This is a genomic window from Janthinobacterium sp. TB1-E2 (assembly GCF_036885605.1).
Lineage (GTDB): Bacteria > Pseudomonadota > Gammaproteobacteria > Burkholderiales > Burkholderiaceae_D > Janthinobacterium > Janthinobacterium aestuarii.
On the sequence record NZ_CP142523.1, the window covers coordinates 4,584,338 to 4,597,695 of the forward strand.

A 13,358-nucleotide genomic window follows, 5' to 3' on the forward strand; every position below is an offset into this window, starting at 1 on the left:
TGCAAAAATATATTTAATGTAGATAATTTGCAACGTCTTCAGGTGCACTGCGCCGTCAATCGAGTTCCTGCCGCGCCACCAGGATGCCGTCCGCATCGGCGTAGATCCAGTCACCCGGATGCACGGCCACGCCGCTGACCTGCACGCGCACATCGCGCTGGCCGGCGCCCGTCTTGTTGCTCTTGCGCGGATGCGTGGCCAGGGCGCGCACGCCGATCTGGCAGACATTGATTTCCTCGCTGTCGCGGATACAGCCATCGACGACGATGCCGGCCCAGCCGTTGCTTTCGGCCAGCACTCCCAGCTGGCCACCCACCAGCGCGCGGCGCAGGCTGCCGCCGCCATCGATCACCAGCACGTGACCCTGGCCCGGTGTTTCCAGGGTGCTGCGCACGAGCGCGTTGTCCTCGAACACTTGCAAGGTGGTGGCGGGGCCGCTGAAACGCACGCGCTGGCCGAAAGCGCGGTACACGGGCGGCAGCACGGCCAGGGTGCCGTCGTCGAGCATGGCCGCATAGTCGTCGCACAGGTCGGTGGTGGCAAAGGTCATGGGGATTCCTTTCGTGGCTGATGGCAACGATTCTATGCCTTTTGCAACGCCGCGGCACGTGTTTTGCCGCCCACCCCCACGGCAGTGGCAATCGCCAGCGCCTGGAACAGGCCGATGAACACGAACAGCAGGGCCGGATGGTCGCCATCCATCAGCGCGCCAAAGAACAGCGGACCGACGGCCAGGCCGCTGTCGAGGCCCGAATACACGACGCCATACACGCGCCCGGTGGCATTCTTCGGCGCCGCCGCGCGTATCATCAGGTCGCGCGACGGCCCCGCCACGCCCGACGTCAGGCCGATGGCGCCCATCAGCACCACCGCGCCCCAGGCCGGCACGGCGGCCATGGACAGCAGCACGGCCAGCAGCGCGGCAGCGGAAAAGGCGATCGCCACGTTGCGGTCCGGCTGCTTGCTGCGCGCACCCACCACGCCGCCGGCCAGCATGCCCACGGCCGAGGCCAGCATATAGGCCGTGTAGGCGCTGGTCGCCAGCGCCAGGCTCATGCCGTACAGCTTGACAAGGGCCACGCTGGCAAAGCTCTGGATGCCGCCCAGGGCGATGGCGGTAATGAAGAAGAAGGCAAAGCACATCCACACGGCCGGCAAACGCAGAAAGTCCAAGGTGCCCTCGCCGCCCGCCGCCTGGCCCGGTGCGGCCTTTTTCACGGGCTCGGGGCGGATGGCGTGGCGGTTCAGGAACAGGATCAACAGCACGCCGAACGGCAGCACGGCCGCGCACTGCAGCGCCACTCGCCAGTCATAATGGGTGGCAACGTACGTCATGAACAGCGGTGCCAGGGCCCAGCCGATGTTGCCGCTGATGCCATGCACGGAAAAGCCGTAGGCCACGCGGGCCGCCGACACGCGCTGGTTGAGGATGGTGTAGTCGGCCGGATGGAACACGCTGTTGCCCATGCCGGCCAGCATGGCGCCCAGCATCAGCGCCGCATAGCTGTGCGCGGTGGACAGGGCCAGCGCCGACACGCCCAGCAGGAAAATGCCGGAAAACAGCACGGCGCGGGCGCCGAAGCGGTCGACGACAAAGCCGGCCAGCGCCTGCCCCACGCCCGAGATGATGAAGAACACCGTCATCAGCAGGCCCAGCTCCGCATACGACAGGTCGAAGGCCGGTTTCAGCCAGACGAACAGGGCCGCAAGGATCAGATGGTAGAAGTGCGACACGCCATGCGCCAGCCCCACGAGGGCGATGACGCGCGCATCGCTGCGCAAGGTGGGAAGTTCGGATGCCGAGTTAGTTGTTATCATGTCATACCCTGTCTTATACTGGTGAAGCTCAAGTGTATGCAAAATACCATCGTCTGTTTTCCGACAGAACGACATAATTTATCGAATTAAGGCCAAGCTGATGGGTGTACCTATCCTCCACCATACGCGCATGTGTCCGCCACGGGAAGCGCCCAGCGCGACCATCCCCGTGACCATGGTCGCGCGCGACCTGCAACCCGATGAATTTCTCTTGCCGCACAGCCATCCATGGGGTCAGGTGACCATGGCGCTCGAAGGCGTGCTGCGCATTACCGCCAACAACAGCAGCTGGGTGCTGCCGCCCATGCGCGCCATCTGGATCGCGCCCAACGTGGAGCATGCCGTCACGATCCTGGAAAAAACCCGCTTGCGCCCCCTGTGCATCCATGCCGCGCGCGCGCCGTTCGCGGGCCGCGACTGCAAGGTGCTCGAAGTGTCGAACCTGCTGCGCCAGCTGATCATGGCGCTGGAGCAATTGGACCCGGGCGAGGAACCGGCGCGCGAAGCGCTGCTGGCCGAACTGATCCTCGATGAATTGAAACGCTCGGACACGCGCCCCATCCGCGTCCCCTTGCCCAGCGACAAGCGCCTGAAAACCCTGTGCGACAGCCTGATCGAAAAACCGGGCTTGAACCAGACCCTGGAACACTGGGCGCAGCTGGTCGGCGCCTCGGAGCGGACCCTGGCGCGGCTGTTCGAACGGGAATTGGGCATGAGTTTTGGCCAGTGGCGCCAGCAAGTGCGCCTGGCGCACGCGGCGCCCCTTATCGCGCGCGGCGTTCCGTTGTCGCAAGTGGCCGAAGAACTGGGCTACGCCAGCCAGTCGGCCTTTTCCGCCATGTTCAAGAAGACTTTCGGCAGTTCGCCGTCAGCCTTCTTTGCCCAGGGCGAGCGCTCTTAAGCCATGAAGTCGAATAAAGAATTCTTGCCGGTATAACCCGGCAAGGCCGAGTTCGTACCCATCTGTTCCTGCGCCGAATAGGCTTTGATCAGCGCCTGCGCCTGGGCCGTCAGGGCCTTGGCCAGCACGGCTTTCTTGTTGGTCAGGGTGGTGATGTCCTTGCCCACTGTCTGCACTTCCTTGCGGATGATGCTCGTTTCGCCCGTCAGCTCGCCGATCTTGCTGGAGAACTGGTCGGCCACGCCCTTGCCGTTATTCGTAAACAGCTTGCTGACGGCATCCGGATCGGCAGCGATGGCGGCCTTGAGTTTTTTATCGTCGAGCACCAGCTCGCCGCTTTTGCCCAAGGTCACGCCGGCGCTGCTCAGGATGGAAGCGGGCACGCCCGTGCTGGCCGTGCGCAGCACTTGCTCCATCTGCGAACGCACCTGGCCCAGGGCCGTGTCGGACTTCAAGTCGCCCTGCTGCAGGCTTTGCAGTTTGCTGTTGAGTTCATTGTAGGCCGTGACGAAGCTGGCCACGTTGGTCGCGATCTGGCTGCTGTCCTTGGCGATGACGAGGTCGGTCACACCCTTTTTCTTCAATTCGATGGTGGCGCCCTCGACAGCCGTCGTCAAGGTATTCGTGGCGCTCTTGATGTCCTTGCCATCGACGGTCAGCAACGCATCCTGCGCGGCGGCCGTCTGCTGCAGGCCCTTGCCGGCGCCGGGCGCATAGCTGAGAAAATTGCTGACGGCCGCGTCGCCGGACACGCTGATGCGCATGCTGCTGTCGGCGCCGCTCTTGCCATTGATGGCCAGCGAGTAGCCATCGGGGCCTTTGACGACGCTGGCGTCGACGCCCTGCTGTTTCAGGGCGGCGGCGATGCCGTCGAGGCTATTGTTGCTGCTGTCTATCGTCAGCGAAATGACCTTGCCGCTGCCGGGCGTAAATTGCTTGCCATCGGCCGTGCCCACTTCGATCTTGACCAGCGCGGGCGCGCCCGTGCCGATCGCCGCGCTCGACGATTTCTGCGCGCCGCTGAGCAGGGTCTGCCCCTGCGCCAGCTGCTTGACGTTCAGCTCATGGCTGCCGCTGGCGGCCTTGTCCGTGGTGGTGGCGCTCAGCACATCCTTGGCGCTCGACGTGGCCGACGTGGCCAGGCCGCTGCCGGCCATGTTCTTGGCCACGGTCTGGAATTTCGCCAGCGCCGATTGCAGCTGGCCCAGGCCCGAAAACTTGGCCTGGTCGCGCGCCAGGCTGGCGTTGAGCTTGACGACGCCCGTGTTCTGCGACTGCATCTGGCGCTCCACCTTCGCATACACATCGGCCGAGATATTGCCCTGCGTCGTCTGCTGCGTGTTGTTGGTGTAAGCCCTGCTGTTGATGGTCGAATTAAACATGGTAGGCGTTCCCGTCGGGTGTAAGGTCATGACACGCGGTTCAGGTCTTGACCGCGTGCTGCGCTAGAAACGGACGGCAGGCGCGCGTGGCGCGGCGGCATCCCTCTTCTGGTTGATAATTATGCAGTATTACCGGAATATCAAAACAGTGAACAGAACAAGTTTTTCCTGACTGCAAACCCATATGCACCATTCTAGCGCATTTCACTTGCCGCTTATCTCGTGCGCGCCTCAGCGCATGAACTTCGAGATGGCGCTGCTGACAGCCATGTCCAGCTGCAGGAAAGTGAGTCCCACCTTGAAACCGGCACTGCTGAAAATGCAGTGCGAGACGGACACCCGCGCCTCGATGATGTGCGCCGCGCCATCGTAAAACAGCTCGAACAGCACCTTGCCCTGCTTGCCTGTCGGCACCGGCTCAGCGATGACGGCCGCCATGCCACCGGGCCCCACATCAAGGGTGCGCGCCGCCACGGGACCCGCGCCATCGATGACCAACATTGCCTTGGCACGCAAAATCTTGCGTGCGCCCTGCCTTTGCTCTACTGACACTGTATTCCGCTTCTCTCTATGCATTGTCGATACGAATTCGCCATGCGAACTCATCGGACAAATATTATAGTTCCAAACGGAAATTATGTTTGACTTGTCTCAAGCTTGGCATTTAAGCCATACCAACTTTTACTCCAAGTCGCGGAGTTTATTGAACGCTTCGTCGATGCGCTCGACGCCGATGACCTTGAGGCCTTCGATGAGCTGTTTCGGCAAATTGGACTTGGGCACCACGGCCAAGGTAAAGCCCAGCTTGGCCGCTTCGCGCAAGCGCTCCTGGCCCCGTGGCGCGGGGCGAATTTCACCAGCCAGCCCCACCTCGCCAAACACGACCAATCCCCGTGGCAGGGGTTTGTTGCGCATCGACGAGTTAATTGCCAGCAAGACAGCCAGGTCGGCCGCCGGTTCCGTGATCTTCACGCCGCCGACGGCATTGATGAACACATCCTGGTCGAACGCGGCGATGCCCGCATGACGGTGCGCCACGGCCAGCAGCATGGCCAGGCGGTTCTGCTCCAGGCCGACAGACAAGCGGCGCGCATTGGGCAAGTGGCTGGTGTCGACGAGGGCCTGGATTTCCACCAGCAAGGGACGCGTGCCTTCCTGCGTCACCATCACGCAGGAACCGGGCACCTGGTTGTCGTGCTGCGACAGGAACAGGGCGGACGGATTCGACACGCCTTTCAAGCCCTTTTCCGTCATGGCGAACACGCCCAGTTCGTTGACGGCGCCGAAACGGTTCTTGATGGCGCGCACGAGGCGGAAGCTGGAATGGGCGTCGCCCTCGAAATACAGCACCGTATCGACAATGTGCTCGAGCACGCGGGGACCGGCCAGCGCGCCCTCTTTCGTCACGTGGCCGACCAGAATGATGGTCACGCCCGTCTGCTTGGCCGCCCGCGTCAATTGCGCCGCGCATTCGCGCACTTGCGCCACGGAACCAGGAGCCGAGCTGAGGGCATCCGAATACACGGTCTGGATCGAATCGATCACCACCACTTCCGGCTTCAGGTCGTGCAAGGTGGACAGGATCTTTTCCAGCTGGATCTCGGCCTGCAATTTGAGTTCCTTGGCGTCGATGACGAGGCGCTTGGCCCGCAGGGCGATCTGCGCACCCGATTCCTCGCCGCTGACGTACAGCACGCGCTTGTGGTGCGACATGTTCGCCAGCGCCTGCAGCAGCAGGGTCGACTTGCCGATGCCGGGGTCGCCGCCGATCAGCACGACGCCGCCGGCCACCATGCCGCCGCCCAGCACGCGGTCGAATTCCTCGATGCCCGTGCCGAAGCGGGGCACGTCGATGGCGTCGATATCGTCAAGCGACAACACGGGCGCCGTCTGCGCCAGCGACATGTGCTGCGGATTCGAATAGCGGTTGTTGCCGCCCGTCTCGGGCAGGGTTTCCACCATGGTATTCCACTGGTTGCACGAGGTGCATTGCCCCATCCATTTGTTGCTGATGGCGCCGCAATCGCTGCAGGTATAGGTGGTCTTGACTTTTGCCATGGTGTACTTTGCCCGGGTAAGGTGAAACTGCTGTCTATATATACAGTAAATTCACAGTATATACAAACGGCGGGCCGACGTCACTGTCACGCCTCGATCACCGGAACGCGCGGCGCCAATGCGCACATCAGCTCGTAGCCGATGGTGCCGGCGGCCAGGGCCACCTCGTCGATTGGCATGCCCTGGCCCCACAAGGTGACGGCGCTGCCGACTTTTACTTCCGGCACCTGCGTCAGATCGACCATCAGCATGTCCATCGACACCCGGCCGATGAGGCCAGTGCGCACGCCATCGACGAGCACGGGCGTGCCTTCGGGCGCGTGGCGCGGATAGCCGTCCGCATAGCCGCAGGCCACCACGCCGACCTTGATATTGCCGGCCGCCTCATAGCGGCTGCCGTAGCCCACCACTTCGCCGGCGGCGATATCCTGAATGCCGATAATCTTGCTGCGCAAGGTCATGGTGGGCAGCAAGCCGAACGCTTGCGCGGACATGCCGCCGGGAGCGCCGCTGGGCGTGCCGCCATACAGCATGATGCCGGGCCGCACCCAGTCACTATCGAGATGGTGCAGCAGCACGCCGGCCGAATTGCACAGGCTGCGCGGCAAGGCAGCACCAATGCTGGCCGCGCCAGCTTCGAAACGCAGCATCTGCTGGGCCAGGGGCAAGCGCGTGGGCGCCGCTTCATCGGCATTGGCGAAATGCGTCATCAGGGTGATCGTGCCGACGTGCTGCATGGCACGCAGGCGCGCATACGCACCCGCCACGGCGCCCGGCGTAAAACCCAGGCGGTTCATGCCCGTATTCATTTTCAGGTGCACGTCGATGGCGTGCGGCAAGCACGCCGCCGCCAGCATGTCGATCTGTTCCTCGCAATGCACGCTGCCGTTAAGCTTGTGCTGCGCCATGGCAGGCAAATCGCTGGCGTCGAAAAACCCTTCGAGCAGCAAGATGGGCTTGGTCCAGCCCAGTTCGCGCAAGCGCACGGCGTAATCGACCTCGACCAGCGCCAGGCCATCGGCGTCGGCAAAGCCCCGCATGGCCCGCTCCAGGCCGTGGCCATAGGCATTTGCCTTGACGACGGCCCACACTTTGGCGCCGCGGGCGCCGGCACGGGCGCGCGCCAGATTGTGTTGCATGGCATCGAGATGGATGGTGGCGATGAGGGGCCTGGGCATAAGCGTGACACACGGCAAGTGGGAAAGCCGTATTTTACCGGATGGGCCGCAGGCGCGCGCCGCTAGCGGAGGCAGAATAGGCGCGCAGGACACCATGTACAAAATGCTCACATGTATGTGTATTTTTCTACGGCAGAAAAATTAAGCTTCGCTTAGGCAAGAGGATGCAAAGCAGCCCCTTCCAAACTTGGGGTTTGCCGTTTTTTCGTGGTATAAAGCAAGCCAGATATGATTTCAGGCAATCCAGAATGAATCGTGGTTTTTATACCATCATGGCGGCGCAGTTCTTTTCCTCGCTGGCAGATAACGCCCTCTTTTTTGTCGCCGTCGATTTATTGGTGTCCATGAAATCCCCGGCGTGGATCACGCCGCTGCTCAAACTGTCGTTCGTGCTGTTTTACGTGCTGTTGGCCGCTTTTGTCGGCGCCTTCGCAGATGCACTGCCAAAAGGCAAGGTCATGTTCATCGCCAACATGGTCAAGATCTTCGGCTGCGCCCTCGTCTTCTTCCACGTGCATCCGCTGCTGGCCTACGCTGTCGTCGGTTTTGGCGCTGCCGTGTATTCGCCTGCCAAGTACGGCATCCTGACGGAACTGCTGCCGCCGGAAAAACTCGTGGCGGCGAATGGCTGGATCGAAGGCTTGACCGTCACCTCCATCATCCTCGGCACCGTCATGGGCGGCGCGCTCGTCAGCGGCCACGTGTCCGACATGCTGCTGTCCATCGACATTCCCCTGATCAATACGGGCATCACCAGCAAGACAGAAGCGGCCTTGTGCGTGGTAGTGGGCATTTATGCGCTGGCGACCCTGGCCAACCTGAAGATTCCCGACACGGGCTGCGTGTATGCGCATCAGGAACGCAATCCTATCAAACTGATTACCGATTTTGCCAATTGCTATTCCATCCTGTGGAAAGACAAGCTGGGCCAGATCACCCTGGCCGTAACGACCCTGTTCTGGGGCGCTGGCGCCACCTTGCAGCTGATCGTGCTGGAATGGGCCAAGCAGTCGCTGAACATGCCGTTCGACAAGGCAACCAGCCTGGTAGGCGTGGTCGCCATCGGCGTGGCCGCCGGCGCCGTGCTGTCGGCCCGTTTCATTCCATTGCGCAAATCGCTGACCGTCATTCCTCTCGGCATCGCCATGGGCGTGATCGTCATGATGATGACGCAAGTGCACTCCGTGTGGATCGCCTACCCGCTGCTGATACTGATCGGCGCCCTGTCCGGCTTCTTCGTCGTGCCAATGAATGCACTGCTGCAACATCGCGGCCACGTGCTGATGAGCGCAGGCCACTCCATCGCCGTGCAGAACTTCAATGAAAACCTGTCGATTCTGACCATGCTGGCCGTGTATTCGATCATGATCCGCTTGCACCTGCCGCTCAACATCATCATCACCCTGTTCGGCCTGTTCGTCGCCGGCACCATGTACATGATCATGCGCAAGCACAAGCTGAACCAGGCGGAGCATGACAATCTTTCCTTGATCGGCGAGCAGAAACACTAATTTTGGGGTCAGACCCGACGGGTCTGACCCCAGCATTACGCTGGCAGCGTACCTAACAGCCGCCGCGCGGCGGCCTGCTCCGTCCAGTCATGGGGCACAACAAACCCACGCGTGCGCTCCACTTCCCAGCCTTCGACATTGTCCACCGTGGCCACCAGCACCGGTTGCGCCAGATCAAACAAGCGCGCCTGCAAGACGTCGACATCGAGCACTTCCACGTCGCGCCCCTTGAACGGCGCCAGCCATTGCAAGCGCGGCAGCACGACATAGCGCTGCTGCGTCAATTGCATAGGCGTGCACCAGAAGCCGTGTCCGTGCCCTGGGGAAATACCGTCCATGGCGGACGTGGCGCCTGCCGCATAGAACAGCCAGCCCTTGACCAGCGCCTGCGCCGCGCGCACTGGGTGCGCCAGCAGGCTTTGCGCGGCAGGATGGCGGGACAAGGCCAATTGCTTGTCGAGAATCTTGCGCATCTTCAAGCCCAAAGTATCGGCCAGGTTGGGACCGATCAAGTGGTTGAACACGCCGGGATCGGGCGCGCCTTCCAGCAAGTAGAACTTGGTGGCGAATTCCCAGTGCAACAGCTCATTCCCGTCACGCAGCAGGAAATCGAACTCGCCCACCGTGTCGTTGCGGTTGACCTGCACTTGCAAGCCATGCGCAACCAGCAATCCATGCTGCTCAAAATAAAAGGCCAGCAGCTTTTCAGCGTACAGGCCCAGGCGGGAATAGAATTTCGGCCCCAGCGCCGCATCGAGCGGCGACGGGTCATCCTGCAGCGCCGCCAGCCACGTCGCCACGGCGGGCGTGACGGGCGCGAGGCTGGCGATGCGCCCGCCCCAATGGGGGCTGGTCGGGTCCAGCAAGTCGGGCGAGTCGAGCAGCCAGGCCAGCGCACGCACGCGGGGGTGCGTCAAATGGCCCCAGCGGCGCTCGAAGCGGGCCTGGAAAGCGCCGACGTCCGTCTCAATCACCGTGCGTGCTTTTCGCCAGACACAGGTCGGCCCAGGCGCGCGCCTTGGCCTTGCCCGTCCCATCCTGCAGCAGTTGCTCTGGGTGGAAGGTGGCCACGACGGACGCATTGCCCAGCTGGCGCACCTTGCCGCGTACGGGCTTTTCACCGGGATTGATGCCAGCGGCGGCCATCGATCCGAGGGTGACGATGGTGCGCGGCTGCAGCAGGGCCAGTTCGCGGTCGAAGTACGGACGGCAGGCGGCGGACTCGGCTTCTGTCGGCAGACGTTCCTGCCCGGCCTCGTCGAGCGGACGGCATTTCAGCAAGTGCGTGATGTACACATCGCTGCCCGCGTCGATATCGATAGCCTTGAGCATATTGTCGAGCAGCTTGCCCTGTTCGCCCGGCAAGGCGCGCCCTTCCCGCTCTTCCAGGCGCGAGGGGCTGCTGGCCAGCATCAGCCAATCGCCCTGGCGGTCGCCACGGCCCATGACGACGCCCTTGCGCGTCTTGCACAAGTCGCAGCGCGCGCACTTGGCCACGGCCGCCGTCAAGCCATCCCAGTCGAGGGCGGCAATGTCTGCATCGCTCAACTGTCTGGCGGGCGGCGGTGGCGGCGCATCGTCGAACCAGGCCGTGTCGTCGGGCTCGGCGGCGGGGACTGGCGCCGCGGCAACGGCGACGGGCGCTTCGGCCTGCACCTCGACCTTCGCCTCGGCAGCCATCTCGACGACTTCGGCAACCACCTCTGTGACGACCTCAATCACTGCCTCAAGCACGGGCGCTGCCACGGCCGCTTCCATTTCCACGGGCGCTCCGACGACGTCAACGGCCTCGGGTACTGCGCCCTGGCGCAAGCGCCACAGGGGGCCGACGCCCATCTCATCGAGGAAAACGGCGCTGCGGCTCATAAGGTATAACGCATCACAATGGCGTCCTCACGTTGCGAATTGGCGGCAGGATAATATCCCTTGCGCCGCCCGATCTGTTCAAATCCATAGCGCTGGTAGATATCGAGCGCGCGCACGTTCGACGGGCGCACTTCCAGCAGCATCGATTCCATGCCCAGCTGGCGCGCACAGGCGCAGGACTGGTTCAGCAGGAAACGCCCCAGTCCCTGTCCCTGAATGGCGCCCTCGACGGCCACGTTCAGCAAATGCGCTTCATCGACGACCAGCATCAGCAAGAAGTAGCCGAGCAAGGTGCCATCCACGTCGCGCAAGATCCAGGCAGGGTAGCCGCTCTTGAGGGAATCGACAAAGTTGCCATGCGTCCAGGGATGCGGATACACGCGCTGTTCCAGCGCCAGCACTTCGACCAGGTCCGCTTCCTGCATCGGTTGATAGTCGAAGCGCAGCAAGTCCCAGCCTGCCGCGCTGTCCTTGCCCGCTTCCATCATTGCGCCGACTCCGCAGCGGCCTTGGCGGCCTGCATGTCGAGACGCTCGGCACTTGTGTAAGCGATCTTGTTGCGCAAGTACAGAGGCTGCGCCTCGGCCGCCGTCACAAAATGACCTGCCGCAAACGCGATGCGCGCCAGCTGCGCCACTTGCACGGCGTGCGGCATGATGGCCGCGTCCGCGCTGGCGGCGCATGGCAGCGCGGCCAATGCGTCGGCATAGGCCGCAAAACCGTTGCCGCAGCCGGTGACGTCGCCTTGCGGCGCTACGCCGGCCGGCGCGCTCAGGGCCGGCGGCAACACGGCCTGCAAGCCATCCTGGTAATCATATTGCGCCCAGTACACTTCGCCCATGCGGGCGTCGAGCACGGTCACGATGCGCTGCGCGCCATGCTGCTGGTGGCACGCGAGCGCCATGGCGTCGAGCGTGACGACAGGCACGACGGGCAGATTGGCGCCGTAGGCCAGGCCTTGCGCGATGCCGCAAGCCGTGCGCACGCCCGTAAACGAGCCGGGGCCGGAGCCGTAGGCGATGGCGTCGACGTCCGCCAGAGTCACGCCAGCCTCGGCCAGCAATTCCTGCACCATCGGCAGGATGGACTGGGAATGGGTACGCACGCCCGACGAGGCGCGGGACAGGACGACATCGCCGCGCAACAAGGCGCAGGAGGCGAGTTCGGACGACGTTTCAATAGCAAGTAAGGTGGGAAGTAAGGTAGACATAGCGTATTTTACCTTGCCAGGCCCGGGAACGGCATGCCGTGCCGGCCAACAACAGCCCACTTGCACAGGCCGTGCGCGAGGACGGCTATAATAAAAGGCTAAGCTGATTGCTTGACCGGCGTCATTGCGCCATGCCTGGCAATCCATACGCAACACTATCACCCCACTCTTGCCCTGGTCCGCTCCGTGAATCCACTTCTTGCCAAACTGCAACCATATCCTTTTGAAAAGCTGCGCCAGCTGTTTGCCGGCGTAACGGTCAATCCCGATTACGCGCCCATCAGCCTGGGCATGGGCGAACCCAAGCACCCGACGCCAGCCTTCATCGAGCAGGCATTGACCGACAATATCCATGGCCTGGCCAGCTATCCGACCACCATCGGTTCGGAAGCCTTGCGCACCGCCATCGCTGGCTGGCTCGAGCGCCGCTATGGCATCCCCAAGCTCAATCCTGCCACGCAAATCCTGCCCGTGAACGGTTCACGCGAAGCGCTGTTTGCGCTGGCGCAAACGGTGATCGATCCATCGGCCGGCTCGCTCGTGATCAGCCCGAACCCGTTTTACCAGATCTATGAAGGCGCGGCCTACCTGGCCGGTGCCGAACCGTATTTCGTCAATTCCGATCCCACGCGCAATTTCGGCTGCGACTACGACAGCGTGCCCGCGTCCGTATGGGAAAAGGTCAAGCTGCTGTTCCTGTGCTCGCCCGGCAACCCGACGGGCGCCGTGCTCACCCTGACGGACTGGGAACACCTGTTCGCCCTGTCCGAGCGCTATGACTTCGTCATCGCCGCCGACGAGTGCTATTCCGAGATTTACCACGGCGACACGCCACCGCTGGGCGCGCTGCAGGCGGCGCACATGCTGGGCCTGTCCACCATCGAGCGCCCATATGCGCGCCTGGTCGTGTTTTCCAGCCTGTCGAAGCGCTCGAACGTGCCGGGCATGCGCTCGGGCTTTGTCGCCGGCGACGCGGAAGTACTGAAAAAATTCCTGCTCTACCGAACCTACCACGGCGGCGCCATGAGCCCCGCCGTGCAGGCGGCCTCCGTCGCGGCCTGGAACGACGAAACCCATGTCGAGGAAAATCGCGCCAAGTACCGCGCCAAGTTCGACGCCATCACGCCGCTGCTGCAATCGGTGATGGACGTGCAATTGCCGGACGCCGGCTTCTACCTGTGGGCCGACGTCAGCCGCACGGGACTGTCCGACACGCAATTCGCGCAACGCCTGTACGCCGAATATAATGTGACGGTATTGCCTGGCAGTTACCTGGCGCGCGACGCGCACGGCATCAATCCGGGCCGCAACCGCATCCGCATGGCCCTCGTGGCCGAAACGGCCGAAGGGCTGGAAGCCGCCCTGCGCATAGTAAAATTCTGCCAGCAGCTTCCCGCATCCGCATCAACCACGCATTAACCCTACATAAACAAG

13 protein-coding genes are annotated in these 13,358 nt (G+C 62.9%); 3 read left to right on the forward strand and 10 right to left on the reverse strand.

Annotated features, from left to right (window positions below; all coding sequences use genetic code 11):
- Positions 1 to 55 precede the first annotated feature (55 nt).
- Together rraA and OPV09_RS20620 are read right to left on the reverse strand one after the other, a co-directional pair.
- Positions 56 to 550, reverse strand: a complete 495-nt coding sequence (rraA, locus tag OPV09_RS20615) for a ribonuclease E activity regulator RraA (protein ID WP_034749787.1) — start codon at positions 548 to 550, stop codon at positions 56 to 58.
- Positions 551 to 582: 32 nt separating this feature from the next.
- Positions 583 to 1,818, reverse strand: coding sequence for an MFS transporter (locus tag OPV09_RS20620; protein WP_051991020.1), 1,236 nt, complete (start codon positions 1,816 to 1,818; stop codon positions 583 to 585).
- Positions 1,819 to 1,918: 100 nt separating this feature from the next.
- On the opposite strand from OPV09_RS20620, the gene OPV09_RS20625 reads away from it, so the two are divergent.
- Positions 1,919 to 2,719, forward strand: a complete 801-nt coding sequence (locus OPV09_RS20625) for an AraC family transcriptional regulator (protein WP_034749790.1) — start codon at positions 1,919 to 1,921, stop codon at positions 2,717 to 2,719.
- On the opposite strand, the gene fliD is transcribed toward OPV09_RS20625, so the two are convergent.
- From fliD to alr, 4 genes are all read right to left on the reverse strand, one after another.
- Entirely contained in the window at positions 2,716 to 4,101 is a 1,386-nt protein-coding gene (fliD, locus tag OPV09_RS20630) for a flagellar filament capping protein FliD (protein WP_034749793.1), read from the reverse strand. The genes OPV09_RS20625 and fliD overlap by 4 nt on opposite strands.
- Before the next feature lie 231 nt (positions 4,102 to 4,332).
- Complete coding sequence (locus tag OPV09_RS20635) at positions 4,333 to 4,707, reverse strand: PilZ domain-containing protein (protein WP_307788848.1); 375 nt, start codon at positions 4,705 to 4,707, stop codon at positions 4,333 to 4,335.
- A 75-nt stretch (positions 4,708 to 4,782) separates the two neighbouring features.
- Positions 4,783 to 6,159, reverse strand: a complete 1,377-nt coding sequence (gene radA / locus OPV09_RS20640) for a DNA repair protein RadA (RefSeq protein WP_034749799.1) — start codon at positions 6,157 to 6,159, stop codon at positions 4,783 to 4,785.
- 86 nt (positions 6,160 to 6,245) lie between these two features.
- On the reverse strand, positions 6,246 to 7,337 hold the full coding sequence (gene alr / locus OPV09_RS20645) for an alanine racemase (protein ID WP_338679252.1): 1,092 nt from the start codon (positions 7,335 to 7,337) through the stop codon (positions 6,246 to 6,248).
- Between the two features lie 248 nt (positions 7,338 to 7,585).
- Between alr and lplT the strand changes: the two genes are divergently transcribed.
- The gene (gene lplT / locus OPV09_RS20650) at positions 7,586 to 8,848 is read left to right on the forward strand and encodes a lysophospholipid transporter LplT (RefSeq protein WP_034749808.1); all 1,263 of its coding nucleotides are present in this window, start codon (positions 7,586 to 7,588) and stop codon (positions 8,846 to 8,848) included.
- 35 nt (positions 8,849 to 8,883) lie between these two features.
- Here the strand turns inward: lplT and OPV09_RS20655 are convergent, their stop codons facing one another.
- The 4 genes from OPV09_RS20655 to tsaB are packed head-to-tail and all read right to left on the reverse strand — an operon-like array spanning position 8,884 to position 11,924.
- Positions 8,884 to 9,822 carry a DUF1853 family protein gene (locus OPV09_RS20655; RefSeq protein WP_338679253.1) on the reverse strand — a complete coding sequence of 313 codons (939 nt, stop codon included), beginning with the start codon at positions 9,820 to 9,822 and terminating at the stop codon, positions 8,884 to 8,886.
- Complete coding sequence (locus OPV09_RS20660) at positions 9,815 to 10,714, reverse strand: uracil-DNA glycosylase (RefSeq protein ID WP_338679254.1); 900 nt, start codon at positions 10,712 to 10,714, stop codon at positions 9,815 to 9,817. Before OPV09_RS20660 ends, OPV09_RS20655 begins: the two co-directional genes overlap by 8 nt.
- Complete coding sequence (gene rimI, locus OPV09_RS20665) at positions 10,711 to 11,199, reverse strand: ribosomal protein S18-alanine N-acetyltransferase (protein ID WP_425324061.1); 489 nt, start codon at positions 11,197 to 11,199, stop codon at positions 10,711 to 10,713. Before rimI ends, OPV09_RS20660 begins: the two co-directional genes overlap by 4 nt.
- A complete protein-coding gene (tsaB, locus tag OPV09_RS20670; RefSeq protein ID WP_338679256.1) occupies positions 11,199 to 11,924 on the reverse strand; it encodes a tRNA (adenosine(37)-N6)-threonylcarbamoyltransferase complex dimerization subunit type 1 TsaB in 726 nt (241 codons plus the stop codon). The genes rimI and tsaB overlap by 1 nt, the downstream gene beginning before the upstream one ends.
- Before the next feature lie 186 nt (positions 11,925 to 12,110).
- Between tsaB and dapC the strand changes: the two genes are divergently transcribed.
- Complete coding sequence (gene dapC, locus OPV09_RS20675; protein WP_338679257.1) at positions 12,111 to 13,343, forward strand: succinyldiaminopimelate transaminase; 1,233 nt, start codon at positions 12,111 to 12,113, stop codon at positions 13,341 to 13,343.
- Positions 13,344 to 13,358 lie beyond the last annotated feature (15 nt).